Annotated in this window: 19 protein-coding genes; 15 read left to right on the top strand and 4 right to left on the bottom strand. The window is 37.8% G+C overall.

Features of this window, described 5'->3' with window-relative positions; all coding sequences use genetic code 11:
* Positions 1–57 precede the first annotated feature (57 nt).
* On the bottom strand, positions 58–744 hold the full coding sequence (locus ASG14_RS17755) for a DUF421 domain-containing protein (RefSeq protein ID WP_056872419.1): 687 nt from the start codon (positions 742–744) through the stop codon (positions 58–60).
* A gap of 135 nt (positions 745–879) precedes the next feature.
* Between ASG14_RS17755 and ASG14_RS17760 the strand changes: the two genes are divergently transcribed.
* The 6 genes from ASG14_RS17760 to ASG14_RS17785 all read left to right on the top strand — a co-directional run bounded on the left by ASG14_RS17760 (position 880) and on the right by ASG14_RS17785 (position 4,666).
* The gene (locus ASG14_RS17760; RefSeq protein WP_056872420.1) at positions 880–1,242 is read left to right on the top strand and encodes a PleD family two-component system response regulator; all 363 of its coding nucleotides are present in this window, start codon (positions 880–882) and stop codon (positions 1,240–1,242) included.
* Between the two features lie 7 nt (positions 1,243–1,249).
* On the top strand, positions 1,250–1,879 hold the full coding sequence (locus ASG14_RS17765) for an autotransporter outer membrane beta-barrel domain-containing protein (RefSeq protein ID WP_056872421.1): 630 nt from the start codon (positions 1,250–1,252) through the stop codon (positions 1,877–1,879).
* Between the two features lie 130 nt (positions 1,880–2,009).
* Positions 2,010–3,383: an exonuclease domain-containing protein gene (locus ASG14_RS17770; RefSeq protein WP_056872422.1), complete on the top strand. Its 1,374-nt coding sequence runs from the start codon at positions 2,010–2,012 to the stop codon at positions 3,381–3,383.
* Position 3,384: 1 nt separating this feature from the next.
* Positions 3,385–3,714, top strand: a complete 330-nt coding sequence (locus ASG14_RS17775; RefSeq protein WP_056872423.1) for an MmcQ/YjbR family DNA-binding protein — start codon at positions 3,385–3,387, stop codon at positions 3,712–3,714.
* Positions 3,715–3,795: 81 nt separating this feature from the next.
* Positions 3,796–4,212 (top strand): VOC family protein, encoded by a 417-nt coding sequence (locus tag ASG14_RS17780; protein WP_056872424.1) that lies wholly within the window; start codon positions 3,796–3,798, stop codon positions 4,210–4,212.
* A 25-nt stretch (positions 4,213–4,237) separates the two neighbouring features.
* Positions 4,238–4,666 (top strand): SRPBCC domain-containing protein, encoded by a 429-nt coding sequence (locus ASG14_RS17785; protein ID WP_056872425.1) that lies wholly within the window; start codon positions 4,238–4,240, stop codon positions 4,664–4,666.
* 71 nt (positions 4,667–4,737) lie between these two features.
* On the opposite strand, the gene ASG14_RS17790 is transcribed toward ASG14_RS17785, so the two are convergent.
* Together ASG14_RS17790 and ASG14_RS17795 are read right to left on the bottom strand one after the other, a co-directional pair.
* Positions 4,738–5,184, bottom strand: a complete 447-nt coding sequence (locus ASG14_RS17790) for an NUDIX domain-containing protein (protein WP_056872426.1) — start codon at positions 5,182–5,184, stop codon at positions 4,738–4,740.
* Complete coding sequence (locus ASG14_RS17795; protein WP_082491679.1) at positions 5,171–6,157, bottom strand: cation diffusion facilitator family transporter; 987 nt, start codon at positions 6,155–6,157, stop codon at positions 5,171–5,173. The genes ASG14_RS17790 and ASG14_RS17795 overlap by 14 nt, the downstream gene beginning before the upstream one ends.
* Positions 6,158–6,268: 111 nt before the next feature.
* On the opposite strand from ASG14_RS17795, the gene ASG14_RS17800 reads away from it, so the two are divergent.
* The 7 genes from ASG14_RS17800 (at position 6,269) to ASG14_RS17830 (ending at position 15,028) form a co-directional block, all read left to right on the top strand.
* On the top strand, positions 6,269–7,465 hold the full coding sequence (locus ASG14_RS17800) for a pyridoxal phosphate-dependent aminotransferase (protein ID WP_200940368.1): 1,197 nt from the start codon (positions 6,269–6,271) through the stop codon (positions 7,463–7,465).
* A 241-nt stretch (positions 7,466–7,706) separates the two neighbouring features.
* Positions 7,707–8,810 carry an acyltransferase gene (locus ASG14_RS17805; RefSeq protein ID WP_082491681.1) on the top strand — a complete coding sequence of 368 codons (1,104 nt, stop codon included), beginning with the start codon at positions 7,707–7,709 and terminating at the stop codon, positions 8,808–8,810.
* A 61-nt stretch (positions 8,811–8,871) separates the two neighbouring features.
* Entirely contained in the window at positions 8,872–10,683 is a 1,812-nt protein-coding gene (locus tag ASG14_RS17810; RefSeq protein WP_056872428.1) for an ABC transporter ATP-binding protein, read from the top strand.
* A gap of 1 nt (position 10,684) precedes the next feature.
* Positions 10,685–11,854, top strand: coding sequence for a glycosyltransferase (locus ASG14_RS17815; RefSeq protein WP_056872429.1), 1,170 nt, complete (start codon positions 10,685–10,687; stop codon positions 11,852–11,854).
* 9 nt (positions 11,855–11,863) lie between these two features.
* Positions 11,864–12,898, top strand: coding sequence for a hypothetical protein (locus ASG14_RS17820; protein WP_157274989.1), 1,035 nt, complete (start codon positions 11,864–11,866; stop codon positions 12,896–12,898).
* Positions 12,895–13,914, top strand: coding sequence for a UbiA family prenyltransferase (locus ASG14_RS17825; protein WP_056872431.1), 1,020 nt, complete (start codon positions 12,895–12,897; stop codon positions 13,912–13,914). The genes ASG14_RS17820 and ASG14_RS17825 overlap by 4 nt, the downstream gene beginning before the upstream one ends.
* Positions 13,915–14,056: 142 nt before the next feature.
* Positions 14,057–15,028, top strand: coding sequence for a glycosyltransferase family 2 protein (locus tag ASG14_RS17830; protein WP_056872432.1), 972 nt, complete (start codon positions 14,057–14,059; stop codon positions 15,026–15,028).
* A gap of 25 nt (positions 15,029–15,053) precedes the next feature.
* Here the strand turns inward: ASG14_RS17830 and ASG14_RS17835 are convergent, their stop codons facing one another.
* Positions 15,054–16,298, bottom strand: a complete 1,245-nt coding sequence (locus ASG14_RS17835) for an ABC transporter permease (protein ID WP_082491683.1) — start codon at positions 16,296–16,298, stop codon at positions 15,054–15,056.
* Between the two features lie 188 nt (positions 16,299–16,486).
* Here ASG14_RS17835 and queA point away from each other — a divergent pair, with 188 nt between their 5' ends.
* Both queA and ASG14_RS17845 read left to right on the top strand, forming a co-directional pair.
* Complete coding sequence (queA, locus tag ASG14_RS17840) at positions 16,487–17,536, top strand: tRNA preQ1(34) S-adenosylmethionine ribosyltransferase-isomerase QueA (RefSeq protein ID WP_056872434.1); 1,050 nt, start codon at positions 16,487–16,489, stop codon at positions 17,534–17,536.
* A gap of 72 nt (positions 17,537–17,608) precedes the next feature.
* Complete coding sequence (locus ASG14_RS17845; RefSeq protein ID WP_056872457.1) at positions 17,609–18,274, top strand: 2-C-methyl-D-erythritol 4-phosphate cytidylyltransferase; 666 nt, start codon at positions 17,609–17,611, stop codon at positions 18,272–18,274.
* Positions 18,275–18,330: the final 56 nt, after the last annotated feature.

Here is an 18,330-nt window from a genome sequence, read left to right on the forward strand (position 1 = left end):
GGATAATCTTTGGCTAGCACACTAAATTTAGCAAATTTTTTAAAAACCCGCTCACTTCTAAGCGATTCGTTTTTCGTTAATTGATTTTACCCACTCCGTTTTACTACATTTTGTGCAAACGGTTTTTCTTGCCGGCTGTAATTTTTTTGTGTTACCACAGAAAGAGCATGAATATAAACCTTCTGTTTCGATTTCCTCAGAATGGGCATTAAAGGCATCTGGCAGTATCGGCAGCCCGTATTTTACTGCGTCATCTTCGTAAAAGAAAGCGCTTAGTTCGCCCGACGTTTCTATAATTGCCAATTTTACCTGGCCCAAATGTGAAACACTTTTTTGTCGCAGTTCTGCAAAAAATTCATCCTGTGCCAGCGTTTCCTTCTTAAAGTTTTCGATGGAGAATTCGCCATCTTTAATTAAAGATGTGGCCGTACCTTCAACAATTTTTTCAATTTTATGGTATTTGCCAACAAGATAAGAGGTAAATTTATATGCGCTAACTACAACGGCAAAAACCACTAAGGCAGAACCTAAACCAACCTCTTTATAAAACATTGGGTCGCCGGCTGCAGAACCTAAACTGATAATAACCACCAACTCAAATACCGAAAGTTGCTTCACTCCCCTTTTTCCCAGCAAGCGTAAGCTAAATAGGATGATGAGGTACATGACTAAGGTACGAATCATAATTTCGGGAACAAAACCCCATTCTTCGTCACCAAATAATATCTTTTCGAAATCAGGCATAGCGCATATCTTTAATCGTTAAACTCGATAATTCCGAATTTGTTTAAATGATATCATAAATAGATGCACGCAAAACATTATCAGTCTGATTTTGTATTAGCATAGTTAATAACTTATAATAAAAGATTTGTTGCCGTGAAACGAGTACTGGTTGTAGATGATGATCCCGATATTTTAGAAGTTTTTCAGCTCGCATTGGAAGCTGAGAACTATAGTGTTTATCCATTACTTTCTCCAAGGTTTATTTTTAAAACGATTAAAGATTTTCACCCGGATTTAATTATTCTGGATATCATGTTAAACGGAATGGACGGCAGGGCAGTTTTCAAACAGCTTCGCTCAAATCCAGAAACCGAAGAGATACCGGTAATCATGGCGTCGGCAAGATACGATGAAAGCTATATTGCGTCACAAGAATTTCATCCTGATGATTATTTGGAAAAGCCGTTTAATATGGCTGCCATGCTTCAAAAAGTGAACAGATTAACTGAAAATTAATTCCATTATGAAAATAAAATTACTAATGCCGATTGCTGTGCTTTTTTTAGCCCTTTCGATGAACGTTAAAGCGCAAACTGGCAGACCAGATAAGCTGTATTCTATGAGCAGCATAGGTTTTGCTTTGCCAGTAGGTGAAACATCCGATTACTTGAAGCCAAAATTCTCTACCGCCCTTGGTTTAAATCTTGCTTTGGGTACTAAAGGGTTGTTTCTCTATCCAAAGGTTAGTTTGCACGCCTTTCAGTTTAATCAAATAACGCCAGATGCAGGTTTCAATTACACACTCCAAAAAGGACGTGCCACAACATACCTCTTAAACGTGGCATTGGGCTATCGTAAAATAGTAAAAAAATGGGCTTACTATGGGTTTGCAGGCGCCGGTGGCGGATTTATTTTAACACCACAAGCTTCTGTTAATGCGCAAACGCTACAAGTTACTATGGATAACAAAACAAACAGCACCGGAATTTTCGAAGCGGGTGGCGGTTTAGAATACAATATTGGTAGTGCAAATTTATTTGCCGAGGTAAGTTACATGTACGGTTTTGGCAAAATACAAAACAGAACTTTTAATACAGTTCCTATCTCAATAGGTATAAAACCTAATTTGAGCAAGTTGTTGAGTAAACTCTAAATAACAATACGAAATACCAAAGCGACAGCGTTAATACGTTGTCGCTTTTTTTATTTACAGCCATAAATAATGCGAAAATTTGTTTTAATTACTAATTATTTTAGTATAGCTTTGTATCAAAACCAATTTGATGTTATACGCAGTTGTAGATATAGAAACCACAGGAGGCCATGCTTCAGCAAATGGCATAACTGAAGTTGCCATCAACATACATGATGGTAACGAAATTACTGAAAGCTACACTACATTAATAAATCCCGGAAGAGCCATTCCAGCGTACATTACAGCCTTAACCGGGATTGACGAGGAAATGTTGGCCAACGCACCTGCTTTTGAAGATGTAGCCCTACAGATTTATCAGCTTTTACATGGAAAAGTGTTTGTTGCGCACAACGTTAACTTCGATTATTCTTTTTTAAAACATCATCTGGCTCTAGCCGGTTACGATCTGCAATGCAGAAAGCTTTGCACTGTTCGGATGAGTAGGAAAATCTTTCCCGGAAAGGTTTCTTACAGCCTTGGCAAACTCTGCAATGCACTACAAATTCCACTTCAAAACCGCCACCGTGCCGCTGGGGATGCTGATGCAACAAGCATTTTATTTAATTTACTTTTGGAGCATGATTTGGAAGGAACAATTCCGGAAATGCTGAAAAAAACTTCCAAAGAACAGGTTTTACCGCCGAATTTGGACAAAGCCGCCATTATGAGGTTACCGAACCAGCCGGGGGTTTATTATTTTAAAGACAGTAAGGGTAAAATAGTATACGTTGGTAAGGCCAAAGATCTTAAAAAACGGGTAACGAGTCATTTTACGGGAAATAAGCCAAACAGGCAACGTCAGGATTTTTTACGAACGATACACCACGTTGATTATGTGGTTTGTGGAACCGAACTGATGGCTCTCATTTTAGAAGCGAACGAAATTAAACGGCTTTGGCCCGAAAATAACCGTGCCATGAAACGATATGAGCACAAATATGATTTATATGTTTTTGAGGATCAGAATGGCTATTTAAGGTTGGCAATAGATAAGCACAAAAAAAATAATAAGGCCTTGCAAAGCTTCAATAACCTGCTGGAGGGCTATAACTTTCTAAACCAGATTGTGGATAAATACCAGCTTTGTGCCAAATTGTGCTATTTACAAAAAACAGCGACAAGATGTACCGCACACGAAAATGGCCAGTGTTTTGGTGCCTGCAGTGGCATCGAAACAGTAGCCGTTTACAACAAACGACTAACGTCGGCGCTTGATGACATCCAAAATATGCAGCCAAGCTTTGCCCTGGTAGATGAAGGGCGGGAGCATGAAGAGTTAAGTTGCCTGGTTGTTGAGAAAGGAAGGTTTTATGGCATGGGCTACTTTAAAGATAAAAATTACCTGGCAGACGGGCTTGCATCTGTCAAGGAAAATTTATCAACTTATCAATCAAACAGCTATATCTTAAATCTAATCCTCAACCACGCTGAACAACATCCGCAGAAATTATATAAATTGTAGGATGATAACTGCAGCATGGATTGAAAGCGTTTGCCTGGATTTTGAGGGTGTTACAGAACATCCGCATTTTGATAAAAAGGCATTCAAATTTAAAAACAGGATTTTTGCTACACTCGATTTCGAACGTGGAAAGTTGAGCATAAAACTTTCAGAAATCGATCAATCGGTTTTTTGTGATTTTCAGCCAGAAAAAATTTATCGTGCAAATGGCGCCTGGGGTAAACAAGGTTGGACAATTTTTGCATTCAACACTTTGAAATCGGCAATGCTGATTGATGCACTAACGTTAGGATACGTAATGATTTCACAAAATAAAAATAAATTGTCCTAAACAGCCCCGTAAGTTTTCTTGTAGAAGCACCCTAATTCGACATAAGGTTACCTATCTTTATTCAAACAAAAATAAAACATTATGACAAAATCAATCTGGATAAACCTGCCGGTAAATGATGTAAGCAAATCAAAAGAGTTTTTTACTCAAATTGGTTTTACACCCAATACTCAGTATGGAGCTAATAATGATTCCGCTTCGTTTCTGGTTGGTGATGGTAAGCTGGTAATTATGCTTTTTAAAAAAGCATTGTATGAATCTTTCGCCGGCGGCGCCGTTCCAAATCCTGTATCCGGCACTGAAGTTTTATTCTCTATCGATGCAGAAAGTGCCGACGAGGTGGATGATTTAGCTAAAAAAGTTGTAGAGGCCGGCGGCAAGCTTTACGGAGAACCTGGCTACAAAGATGGCTGGATGTATGGTTGCGGTTTTATCGACCTCGATGGCCAACGCTGGAGCATCCTGTATATGGATATGAGTAAAATGCCATTAGGCTAATAATTGTTGCACAAGAACTTGCGCTATGAAAAATGATGTTTTAACTGTTGAGCGAACTTATGACGTACCCGCCGATAGAATCTGGCTGGCTTTAACCGACAATAATGAATTAAAGAAATGGTTTTTTGTGTTTAAGGATTTTAAACCAAAACCAGGCTTCAAGTTCGACTTTATGGGCGGGCCTGATGAAGGTCCGCATTTTTTGCATTTATGCGAAATATCGCAACTGATTGAAGGAAAAAAATTAGCGTACACATGGCGCTATGATGGCTACCCGGGTAACTCAGAAGTTTGCTGGGAATTATTTGAAAAAGATGGGCAAACCCGCGTGGTTATCTCTCACTCCGGGCTTGAAAGTTTTGCCGAAAATGGAAAAGACTTCAGTAAAGAAAGTTTTAAAGGCGGATGGAGTTACTTTCTGAATGATGCATTAAAAAGATATCTGGAAGAATAGTTTGTTTAACAAAAAGATGCCCAGGCCTTAGGCGCTGGGCATTTTATTAAACGCTTTACTTCTTATAAGAGTCAGGAATTAAATTGTCGCTTTAGAAGTGCCGCGACCGTTTTGTCTGTTTTAAATGTAATCTCATCAATCGATAAATCACTGATTTTAACCCATCGAAAAGCCTGAAGTATTTCACCTTCCCCATCAAAATCAAATATTTTATCTTTAAATGGTAGAACTAACGGCGCTTTCTCGCTCACCAGATAATATACACTTATAACCTGGCTATCATTGAAAGAGGATTTTTCGAAGAAATCTGTTGTGTAAAAATGCGAGATAACATTAATTTCCGCATTGCATTCTTCCATAAATTCTCGTTTCAAACCGTCAATCAGGCCTTCGCCAAATTCTAATCCTCCACCCGGAAACTTACTAAAACGAAAGCCATATTCCTGTTCATCGCTCACCAGCACTTCACCGCGATGGTTAATCAGTAAGCCATAAACCCGCACATTAAAGTAACTCATTCTCGAAATGCTTTTTATTTTTGATTACAATTTCTGGTGTCCAAACAATTTCGTTTTTGAAAGCTTCTGCCCTAACCGGACATTCGCTCATGTGGCAGTAATGACAGCAGGCAGGCAAACATGGGTCTGCATGAATAAAAAGTTCTGCTTTTCTAACGCCGTTTTTATTGATAAGCTCATCAATCTGCGAAATTTCGCGATGAACTTCGTTGAGATCGAAGTAATATGGCAAGGTAACATGGCAATCGATATGAAACTCGGGTCCGTACTGCTGAGTGCGTAGATTGTGTACATCAATCCAGGGATTATGCCTGTTTTTTTGTAGCACATCAACAACCTCCTCCACCAATGTAAAGTCACTTTCATCCATTAAACCCCCAACCGAGCCTCTGGTTAATTGGTAACCTGAATAAACAATGTAGAAGCCAACTAAAATAGAGAGCAAACTATCAAACCAAATAATATTCGTTAACTGAATTAAGATCAAACCAATTACTATCGCAACACTGGTATAAGTATCAGTTAGCAGGTGCTTTCCATCTGCCTGTAAGGTAATAGAATGTTCTTTTTTTCCGGTGTTAATCAGGTATAAACCAACCACCATATTAATCAATCCGGTTACACCAATAATTAAAGTACCCTCTAACAACTGGCCAACCGCATGCGGGTAAATCAAGTTGTACGACGATTTGAAGATAATAATGACCCCGGCAAGCAAGATCAAAATTCCTTCAACAAAGGCCGAGAAAAATTCCACTTTACCATGGCCGTAAGGATGATTTTCATCTCTCGGCTGGGTACTTAAGTAAATGCTGTAAAAAGCAAAACTGCCCGCAATTACATTAACGATACTTTCGGCAGCATCAGTTAAAATAGCGTTCGATGCCGTAATAAAATATGCCAAAAATTTCGCCAGCATTAAAACAATGCTCACAATCAGGGAAATTAAAATTGCTCGTTTCTTTACCGTCACCAGGATTTTTTTTCAAAAATACGGTAATGAAATAAATTAATCAGAAAAACTGCGTCTTTTTTAGTGCAGAATAATATTTGGTTTATATATTTGCGCTCAAAGCAATTAACCATGAGCATTTTATCTAAAAGAATCAATAATTTATCCGAATCGGCAACGCTTAAAATGACCAAACTGGGTCGCGAATTAGCCTCAAAAGGCATTAACATTATTAGTTTAAGTGTTGGAGAGCCGGATTTTAATACGCCAGACCACGTAAAAAATGCAGCAAAAAAAGCTCTGGACGATAATTTTACCCGTTATTCACCAGTACCCGGTTATCCGGACCTGCGCCAGGCAATTGTTAATAAACTTAAAACGGAGAATAATTTAGATTATGATATTTCACAGATCGTAGTTTCTACGGGTGCAAAACAATCGCTTTCAAATGTAATTTTAACATTAATTGATCCGGGAGATGAAGTGATAATTCCAACTCCATATTGGGTTTCATACTCGGAAATGGTTGTCCTTGCCGAAGGTAAATCAGTCTTTATTGATACCGATATCGATAGCAATTTTAAAATAACACCCGAACAACTGGAAGCGGCGATTACGCCTAAATCAAAGCTTTTTATGTTTTCGTCGCCATGCAACCCTACGGGTTCGGTATACAGCAAAGCTGAATTGGCTGCTTTAGTGAAGGTTTTTGAAAAACATCCAAACATTTATATCCTGTCTGACGAAATTTATGAACACATTAATTTTGTAGATAACCACGAATCAATTGCGCAATTCGAAAGCATAAAAGACCGCGTAATTATTGTTAATGGCTTTTCTAAAGCGTTTGCCATGACTGGATGGAGATTGGGTTATATTGCAGCTAATAAAGAAATCGCTGCAGCAAATGATAAGCTTCAGGGCCAAACCACATCAGGAACCTGCTCTATAGCTCAACGTGCGGGTATTGTTGCTTATGAGCAGGGTTTAGAAAGCGTTTTAAAAATGAAAGAAGCATTTTTACGACGCAGAGAACTTGTTTATAACTTATTAAACGAAATTCCGGGCGTAAAGACAAATCTTCCTGATGGAGCCTTTTATTTTTTCCCTGAAATCAGTTCCTTTTTCGGTAAAAAGGATGCGGATGGTAATGTGATTAAAGACTCTTCAGATTTAGCACTTTACTTGCTTAATGTTGGCCACGTGGCTACTGTTGGCGGCGATTCATTTGGCAATAACAATTACATCCGTCTCTCTTATGCCGCATCTGACGAAAGTTTAGTTGAAGCTTTAAGAAGGATAAAAGAAGCATTGGGTAAATTGAGTTAGAACGTTAATTATAGACAAAAAATCCCTTGCTGATTTAGATTTGCAAGGGATTTTTTTTTTGCTACGATGTCTGTTAAAATTCATCAGTTTTCTCATCGAATGAAATACTTTGAGGTTTCTGGTTATTATTCGGAAGCTTTTCGCTTAACCTCTAGGATTGATAGCAACTTTAATATCAAAATAACAAATTAAGATATTATCTTTACTGCCTTATCAGTCATCTCCTACATTTCTATTTTTCATGACAAAAGATGTTATCTCAAAGACGAACAGGTCTGGTTCGTTAGATTTACTTCGAATCATCGCTGTAATCGCAATATTCTTAGGTCATTATGCAGATTCTTTTAACTATGTCTTCAGGATAGTACCTGAAAATCTGAAATATAGTCCGGTAGTTCGTTATTCTACAGTTGCATTAACTATTTTCTTCATGGTAAGTAGTTACGTAATAACGATGACATCCCTTAAAAGAAACATCCAAGATTTCGTAATTATAAGATTAGCAAGGATTTACCCGCTATTTTGGGTTAGTTGTATCGTTGCGTTTCTGCTACCAAGATTTTACGGCGAACACTCGTATCTGCCTACACTTCCCTTCAAAACCCTTTTGATGAATATGACGATGATGCCAACAGTATTTGGTTTTCAGGCGCTTAGCCCGGTATTCCATACATTGGTTGTAGAACTTTGCTTTTATCTTTTTGTGCTTTTTATATTAATTTTTAAAGGTTGGAATAAAATTTTACTCATAATTACGGTTCTCCTTAGTTTATTCGCAATCGGACAGTTCTTCCCTGCAACCAGGAATGCCTATTTCATGTTTACACCGTTTATTGCCGGGATGTTATTCTATTTTATTAATGCAAAAAAGTTTACGCCCTGGAAAGTTTACACACTTGCCTTAGTTAATTTTTGTTTTGCGTTAAAAGGTTCTATGCTTTTAACTGAAGATATTGACAGATATTATAAAATACCCCACTCTGCTAATTATTTTGTAATGGGCGGCATAATCACCCTACTCTACTTAACGTTTCTTTTAATTTCTTTAAAGAAAATCAATATCCCCGGTTACCCATTCCTTAAAAAGCTTGGTGAAATTGCCTACCCGTTTTTCCTTTTCCACATATTCTTCCTTGGCGTGTACTGGCATTTTAGAAATACCATTCAGGCAGACATCCTACTTTGGGGTTTAATGATCTTTATCGGGCTAATCTGTTGGGGCTTAAACGTCTTCGTAGAAAAACCACTTTCTAAAATCGTAAGCTTAATTCTGGTATTCATTTTCAACGTTTTCAGAAAAAGAGATATCTCAGTAAAAAGTGAAAGTTTAACTCACCAATTTTAGTTGTCTCAAAAAATTCAGTTCTATACTCGTGTTAAATTGCAATAAAATTCCCTGATAATTTATGATTAAATCGTTTACCAGCAAAGTTCAAAAATTCAGCAGTAGCCTAAGTATTTTCAGGCTCTTAAAGCTGATCTGGGAAGGCTCAAAACAGTGGTCTATCATTTCAATATCTTTTATCGCAATAGAAAGTGGTTTATTTTTTTCTTCGTTATACTTTCTTAAAGTGCTTATCGATACCATTTCAGCGCATGGAATTAATGATATTAAAAATGAACCCGAGGTAATTAAATACATTATCCTTTCAACTTTATCGGCTATTCTTTTTACTTCTGTGAAAGCGATTTCGAATTACATAACAGAAAAACAATCGGGAAAAGTAGCTGAACATATTGATGAGAAGATTCATAATTGCGCAATTGAACTCGACCTCTCGTTCTACGAGAGTCCAGGCTATTTCGATATTTTAAAGCGAGCTAGGGATATGGCTACCGATCGGCCAAACGTCATTGTTTTTACCATGGTAGATATTGCAAAAAACATGATCAGTTTAATTTTAATTGCTTCGATGCTTGTATCGATAGACTGGAGGCTGTTTCCAATACTTGCGCTATTCGTAGTGCCGACTTTATGGGTTAGAATCAACTTTGCAGACAGCCAAAACATTTTACGGCTATCGCAGACTGCACTGGAACGAAAATCGAATTACTTAAGCACGCTGTTAACTTCAGATGTGCACGCAAAAGAGGTAAGAAGTTTCGGTCTCGGCAATCATTTAAAGAAATTGTATGTCGATATCAGACTCTTATTATTGTCAGGAAGGTTGAAAATAAGTAAGCAAAAAACTTACCAGGAGTTAATAACATCAACCATCGCCACAATGGGCTTTTTTGCTTGTGTGGCATACATCGCTATCGGAAGCATTCACGGCATCACCAGTGTTGGCGATATTTCGCTTTTCCTTATTGCGTTTCCGCAAGCATTTAATATTATGCAAAATCTGTCATCCGGCATTTCCACACTATATCATAACAACATTTTTGTAAAGAGTATTTTCGAACTCTTTGATTTAAAGAGTAGCCTGAAAGAAAATGAGAACCCGCTAGTGATACCCGCCGATAATGAAGTTGATTTAGAACTAAAAGGCGTGAGTTTTATTTATCCCCATGCAGAAAAAAATACATTAACGGATATAAACTTAAAAATGCCTGCGGGTAAAATAGTTGCTGTTGTAGGAAGTAACGGGGCTGGAAAATCTACTTTAATTAAATTACTTTGCAGGCTGTATGATCCAACGTCAGGTTCAGTTAACTTGAATTATACAGATATTAAGTCATTTAAAATTGCAGACTATCAAAAGCAAATCTGTGCTGTTTTTCAGGATTTCGGAAAGTACAATGTGACTGTTGCCGAGAATATCCGTTTTGGCGACATCTATAATGAGATCAGATTTGAAGACATTGTTGAGGCAGCGAAGAATTCAGGAGCAGATAAGTTTATTGATAACTTTCCCAATAAATATGAGACCACAATGGGTAGAATATTTGAAGACGGACATGAAGTTAGTATCGGACAATGGCAAAAGTTAGCCATTGCCAGGGCTTTTTACAGCAACTCGCGATTCATCGTGCTTGACGAAGCAACAAGTGCACTTGATGCAACAGCAGAAAAAGAATTATTTGACTCATTCAGAGAACGGATAGGTAACAGGGCGGCGCTAATCATAAGCCACAGGCAATCTGCTGTTAAACATGCAGATTATATTTATATGCTTGTAAATGGAACAATATCTGAATCCGGCACTCACGAGGAACTCGTATCATTAAAAGGTGATTACTATCACCTATTCAATGATAACTTAGCAACAGATTAAAATGCAAAAAATTATTATCGTTAGTACTTGTGCGGAAGATTGGGGCGGTAGCGAAGAGTTATGGGGACGCAGTGTACCATTACTACAAAATGCAGGTTTTGAAATTTCTGTAGTTAAGTATCAAATAAACAGACAGCATCCGGCATTTATTAAACTAGCTGCTAAAGGGGTTATGTTATTTGATATTTTTCCAAGAAAGTCTGCTCCTGAACGCATTCTAAATTTTGCAGGAAACTTTATTGAAAAAGTTGCAGTAGGTCTAAAGCTGAAACCCTGGAAATTTGAAGAAGATTTTAGCGGCTTCGTAAATATCATAAAAAAAGAGTCGCCTGCGCTAGTAATAATTTCACAAGGAATTAATTTTGATGGTTTGAAACTTGCCTATCAATGCAATTTGTTGAACGTGCCTTATGTGACTATAGCACAGAAAGCGGTAGATTTTTATTGGCCTCAAACCCAAGACAGAAAAATAATGCTGGGGGCATTGGAACATTCTAGAATGAACTACTATGTTTCTAAACACAATTTGCGTCTTACCGAAGAACAGTTTGGAAAAAAATTAATAAATGCCAAGGTAATCTTCAATCCCGTTAAACTTTCAGGTAATATTGTTCCCTATCCAAAAGAGATAAAAACATATAGGCTTGCTTGCTTGGGGAGATTATTTGTTTTAGATAAAGGACAGGATCTGTTAATCAGAATTTTATCTCAGGAAAAATGGCGCAATCGTCCGGTTCAAGTATCGTTTATAGGTTCCGGAGTAGATAAGAATGCGTTGGTTGACATGAAGAACTTACTGAAAGTAGAAAATATTGATTTTGTGGGGCAGATTGATAATGTGGAAAAAATGTGGCATTCTTACCATGCACTTATCTTGCCATCAAGAAGTGAAGGATTGCCGCTTTCTATGGTGGAGGCAATGTCAGCAGGGCGACTTGTAATTATCTCTAATGTAGGTGGAAATACGGAAATTACCACTGAAGGCGTGAACGCTTTCTCAGGTTTCCCAAATGAAATTTCTTTTGAAGATGCAATGGAAAGAGCATGGCAGCAAAGAGAACAATGGGAACAGATGGGAAGAAATGGCGCTGAGACAGTTTCTAAACTAATCCCGAAATCGCCCGAAGGTGATTTCTCAGATATGATTATAAAACTTATTAAATCAGTTTAATTAAACAATATGCTCTCTAGAGACATAGATGAATCAATTCAAAAGGGGATTTCTTATCTTCATCAGAATCAATTTCCTAATGGTGAATTTTGTTGCTACATCGGACATGAAGACACCATGTTGGAAACAGTTCCTGATGCAAACGTTTTCCCAACATCTTTAATTGCATATTCAATACTCGATTTGGGTGATTTTTCAAAAGTGAATGATATTTTACAGCTTTCTGCATCATTTTTACAAGCACAATCAATGAGAGGTGGGATATGGAACAACTTTACAAAAGCTCATCCTTACTTTAAGGTATGCCCTCCAGATGTCGACAATACCTCGTGCGCTTCGATATTACTGAACGCTGTTAACAGAGAGTTTCAAAGCAATGAAGCTATGCTGTTGTTGAACAGGAACAGAAATAATTTATTTTATAGCTGGTATACTTTTAGGCCAACTCTGAAATGGAATAAAGATTACTGGCTGCTCATGTTGAGGGAGTTTAAATACCCAGTTCAATCTTTACTATTCTGGGCTAATGTAGAGGCCAAAAAGTATGACATTGATGCTGTGGTGAATGCAAATGTCCTTTTTTATCTGGGATTAACAAAAGATACGTCAGGAATTATTAACTACCTGCTCGACATAATTTTAACCCAAAAAGAAGCTGACTGTGATAAGTGGTATCGGAATCCGTTCACGATATATTATTTTTTTTCGAGAATCTTGTACTCAGGAGTGGCAGAGTTAGAACCGATAAGGAAGCCTATCACCCAGCGAATAATTGATACCATTAAACAAGATGGTTCTTTTGGGGAAAGTATACTAGACACAGCTCTGGCAGTAATTTCGCTTATCAAACTAAATTATCAAATCACAAATTTAGAAAAAGCCATTAACTTTATCGTTAACACCCAAGGTGAATATGGGGAATGGCCTCGCTGGGCAGTTTATTACGGGGGGCCGAAGAAATTACAATGTTATGGCTCCGAAGAATTAACTACTGGTTTCTGCCTCGAAGCATTAGCGCTATATAAATCCAGATACAGCAAATGAAAGGTTTAAGCATCATCCGTTCGCAGGAATGGTGGTCTCATAAACTGCCTCCGCTCCTGGCTATAGCATATGCTACCGTTTTAATGTCGCCGGTGCCGTTATTTCGGGTTGCACACTGGGCATTATTTCTTTTATGTGCTTTAGTTGTTGGTGCAATATACGTTAGCGTAATCAATGATATAACCGACCTGGAGGAAGATATTGCCAGTGGAAAAGCCAACAGAATCCAACAAGTGGCAGAAAAATATAGGTGGTTTATCCCCGCGATATGTTTATTGGCCGGTTTCATTTTCGGTTACTTCCTATATCCCGACCTACTTTCCTGCGCCCTTTATTTATCATCGTGGATAGTGTTTAGCCTTTACTCGATAAAACCCATCCGGTTAAAAAACCGGGGGATATTTGGTGTTTTTGCCGATGGTTGCGGTTCGCATTTATTTCCCAGTTTATTAATGGTTGCAAGCATGAGTTATATAACCAACCAGGAGATTAACTGGATATGGTTTGCAGCGGTTGGTGTGTGGGCATTAACATATGGCCTAAGGGGAATTTTATGGCACCAGTTCGCTGACAGACTTAACGACATCAAAGTAAATCTGAATACGTACGCAAGTAAAACAACGCCGGCGGCGTTTAAAAATAAAGGCCGGTTTCTGATAATTGTAGAACTTGCCGCATTCAGCGTGATGCTGTATAAAATAAACCTGACGTTACCGTTTGTTGGCCTGGGCATTTATCTCCTATTGGTTTTTTTAAGATACAAAATCAACAAAACCCAGGTTATAATTATCCTAAAAACCAATGACCAACCATTTCAGATTTTAATGGCCGATTACTATCAAATGTTTTTCCCTGTATCACTGTTAGTCGCAGCTTTTATTTCCGAACACTATAACGTGCTAATTTTAGCTTGCCATTTATTTCTGTTTCCTCATATTTTTTGGCTGGCTATTTACGATTATTTTTATTTTTTTAAAGTGTTTATACACAAGGTTAAGCATTCATTTTCGAAATAATAATGTACTCCGCTCGCTAATTACCCTAAACGCAAATAATTTGAAGTTTCTTTATTAACTTTGTAACAAGATTTACTCGATAGAAAATATATTTTTAATGGTGAATTTAGCGCTAAAAATCTACCCCTTTTAGAAAAATTTAATGGCTGACCGCGAATTAGTAACGATAATTATCCCTACGTATAACCGGGAAAAAAGGCTCCCTGATGCAATTGAAAGTGCGATTAGCCAAACATATAAGAATATCCAAATTATAGTAATTGATGATGGCTCTATAGATCGGACTTCCCTAATCGTTAAAAATTACCCACAGGTAGAATATTATTACAAAAAAAATGGCGGTCAGGCATCGGCCAGAAATGCCGGTTTAGCACATGCTAAAGGAACCATCGTAGCTTCCCTAGATTCTGATGATGTTTGGCACCCCGATTTCTTGGAGGAATGTGTAGGCAAACTAGAAGAAGAAAATCTCGATTTCGTATTTGCAAACTGGGAACAGGAAAGCAGAATCGGTGATCCATGGAATTTTCTTTCAAACGACCCGTTTTTGAAAACCTATTTCGGGAAAGAGAAAGATAATTGGGTTGTGTTAGATTATTCGGAAGTAAGGGATTTGTACATTAAATCTTGCCCCTCGCCTTCCTCGTCTGTTGTAATTCGACGTTCATCCATATTAAAGGGTTGGGATGAAGAGATGAATATTGGCGACGACTGGTGCATGTATTTAGAACTTATTTTATCAAGACCATGCAGAGCTGCGTTTACCTTGCAACAGCTTTGGCACAAACGTATCGACGAAATAAATGTTTACGACGGCAGAAAATGGAGTGAAGTGTTGGAATTTTTGTACATAGCAGATGCCAAAGCAAAAATTATCAAATTTAATCACCTGTTAACTCCAAAAGAAAGAAAAATTTTAGAAGAACGTTATATGGGCGGCTTAGTAGAGTTTGCAAAACATAACTTAATCAGGGAACTGAATTTTAAGTATTCATTTAACCTTTTAGTGAAATCGTTTGCCATTAACATCCCTTTCACCTTAAAAGAAATCCCAAGAGTGCTGCTAAAAGGCTTAAACCGAAAGGTTAGCGCCATCCCTCAACAGCGGATTTAATTTAAGCGCTAAGTGCTTTAATCTACTAACTTCTAATTGCTTCTACTGGGTCTAATCTTGAGGCAGAATAAGCAGGCCAAAAACCTGAAATCGTTCCGATAATAACGGATATTCCTATGCCCAGAATAATATTATTTAATCCGAGAATGATATGAAAATCTGTCGCAGCCCCTATTCCAAGCGCCAGCAGATAAACGAGCAGTAAGCCAAGTAAGCCGCCGAGAATACAAAGTGAAATGGCTTCGAAAATAAACTGAAGCAATATAAAATACCGTTTTGCACCGAGCGACTTTTGGATTCCAATAATATTTGTACGTTCTTTTACCGATACAAACATGATGTTTGCGATGCTGAAACCGCCTACCAAAATTGAGAATCCGCCGATAACCCAACCTGCCAAATTCACTACGTCGAACATCTTATTTAGCTGATTAGATAAGATTGTTGTTTTATTCAACGCAAAATCATCTTCCTGGTTAGGCTTTAAACGATGGATAGAACGCATCAAACCACGAAGTTCACTTTCCACTTCTTCGAGAGAAACATTATCTGAACCCCTCACGGTGATTTGTGGATTATAACGCTCATTTTGAACATCAAGAATACTTTTAGCAAAGTTGATCGGAACGTTTACACTTTTATCGAGGGAGGTACCAAGCATATCTTCACCTTCCTTTACGAAAACGCCAATTACGGTAACACGTCTGCCCAAAACCTGAACCTGTTTACCTACCGGATCATCACTCCCGAATAAACCTTCAGCAATCTCAGCACCAATCAAACAAACAGGCGTACCATTATTGCTTTCATTATCTGTAAAATATCTTCCGGATTGCAATTCAAAATTCCAGGTTTTGTTAAAATCCTGCGAAGCTGCAGACACCGAGATTCCCTCAACTGAGCCGCTTCTATACTTTATTGTTCTATTACTTGTAGAAATCTCGAAAGTAATCCCATCAGAATTACTCATTCTTTCTTTTAAATTCTCAAAATCACGTATTGACGGTTCGGGGCGGTTTGCATACTTCCACCAGGGATAATTATCGCCAAAACTCCATGGCCATTTCTGAATATAAATTGTGTTAGAACCTAACTTATCCACACTCGCCTGCAACTTACCGCGAAAGGTATCTACGCCAGAGAAAACAAAAATAATTACAAAAATACCAATGGTTATTGCCAAAAGCGATAACATTGTACGCAATTTGTTCTGGCGCAATGCATCAAATGCAAAACGAAAACTCTCACCTATAAGTCTGAAGATTATCATAATTGTTGTTTAGACACCGCACAGTTAAAAAGGTTACAACCGTTTTTCAAAACTAATCATTTTAAATTTGCAGGCCTGCTGCAAGATAACAAATTCCGTTTAAAACATAATATACCGTAAATGCGTTTGATAAATACGAAAAAGAAGAATTAAATTCGTATTTTTGCACCTCAAAAAATTCATCAAGAATGAAATTATCACAATTCAAATTTAACTTACCCGAATCATTAGTTGCCAATAATCCTTCGGAGGAACGCGACGAAGCACGTTTAATGGTTTTACATAAAGACAGCGGTAAAATTGAACATAAAATCTTTAAAGACGTTTTAGGTTACTTCGACGATAAAGATGTAATGATCTTAAATAACACAAAAGTTTTTCCTGCCAGGTTATACGGCAATAAAGAAAAAACCGGTGCTACAATTGAGGTTTTTTTGCTTCGCGAGCTAAACAAGGAACTGCGTTTGTGGGATGTTTTGGTAGACCCTGCCCGTAAAATCAGAGTAGGTAATAAATTATATTTTGGCGATGATGACTTATTGGTTGCTGAGGTTGTAGACAATACGACTTCGCGAGGTCGTACAATTCGGTTCTTATTTGAAGGAACTGATGAAGAATTCAGAAAAAATGTTGAAATTTTAGGTGAAACACCGCTTCCAAAATACATTAAACGTAAAGCTACGGCCGAAGATAAAGAGCGTTATCAAACCATCTTCGCCAAGCATGAAGGTGCTGTTGCTGCGCCAACTGCAGGTTTACATTTTAGTCGCGAGTTGATGAAGAGATTAGAGCTGAAAGGGATAGAATTCGCTGAGGTAACCTTGCACGTGGGTTTAGGAACTTTTAGAACTGTTGAGGTTGAAGATTTGACTAAACACAAAATGGACTCTGAGCAATTTATCATCGAACAAAAAGATGCTAACATTGTAAATAAAGCTTTAGAAGAAAAAAGGAAAATATGTGCAGTTGGTACAACATCAATGCGTGCCATCGAATCAGCGGTTTCTGCTAACAGAACCCTTAAAGCAGCGAACGACTGGACAAGTAAATTTATTTTTCCGCCCTACGATTTTAGCATTGCAAATTCGATGATCACAAATTTTCACACGCCAGAATCGACTCTGTTAATGATGGTGAGTGCATTTGGTGGCTATGAAAATGTAATGAACGCCTATGAGGTTGCCGTAAAAGAAAAATATAAATTTTACAGCTATGGCGATGCCATGCTGATTATATAATATTAAATTTGAGTTATAAGCACCTGGTATTAAAACTTTGCAATGCCAGGTGCTTTTAATTTGATACCCAAAATGAAATACTACGCTGTAATTGTGGCAGGCGGTTCAGGCAATCGAATGCAAACCGAAACCCCGAAACAATTCCTCTTGCTTAAAAACCGCCCGGTTTTAATGCATACCATAAAGGCTTTCGCACAAAGCAGTACTCAACCAAAAATTATTGTTGTTTTACACCCCGACCAGCATGCGTACTGGAACAGGCTGTGCGTAGAATTTAATTTTAACATACCGCACATGGTTGTGGCAGGTGGAAAAGAACGTTTTTTTTCAGTGAAAAATGCTGTGCAACAAATTGAAGAGGAAAGTTTTGTGGCTATACATGATGCAGTTCGTCCATTGATTTCTACCGAATTAATTGATAAGTGTTATAGCGAGGCAGAAATTAAAGGCAACGCAGTCGCGGCTGTTCAATCTAGCGACAGCGTGAGAACGCTTGTGGGCGAGAAAACACTGGCTTTAAAACGTAATGAGATTTACCTGGTTCAAACACCGCAGACTTTTAAACTGGCCACGTTAAAACGGGCTTACCAACAACCATTCGACAGCCATTTTACAGATGATGCCAGCGTTGTTGAGTTTACTGGTGAAGAAATTAAAATAATAGAAGGCGAGCGGAATAATATAAAGATAACGTATCCAATTGATTTGGAACTTGCCGAACTTTTGCTAAAAGTATAACACTAAAAAGGAGTTTCAAATTGAAACTCCTTTTTTATAATAACTTGTTTATAAAG

The sequence above is a fragment of the Pedobacter sp. Leaf194 genome (genome assembly GCF_001423945.1).
Lineage (GTDB): Bacteria > Bacteroidota > Bacteroidia > Sphingobacteriales > Sphingobacteriaceae > Pedobacter.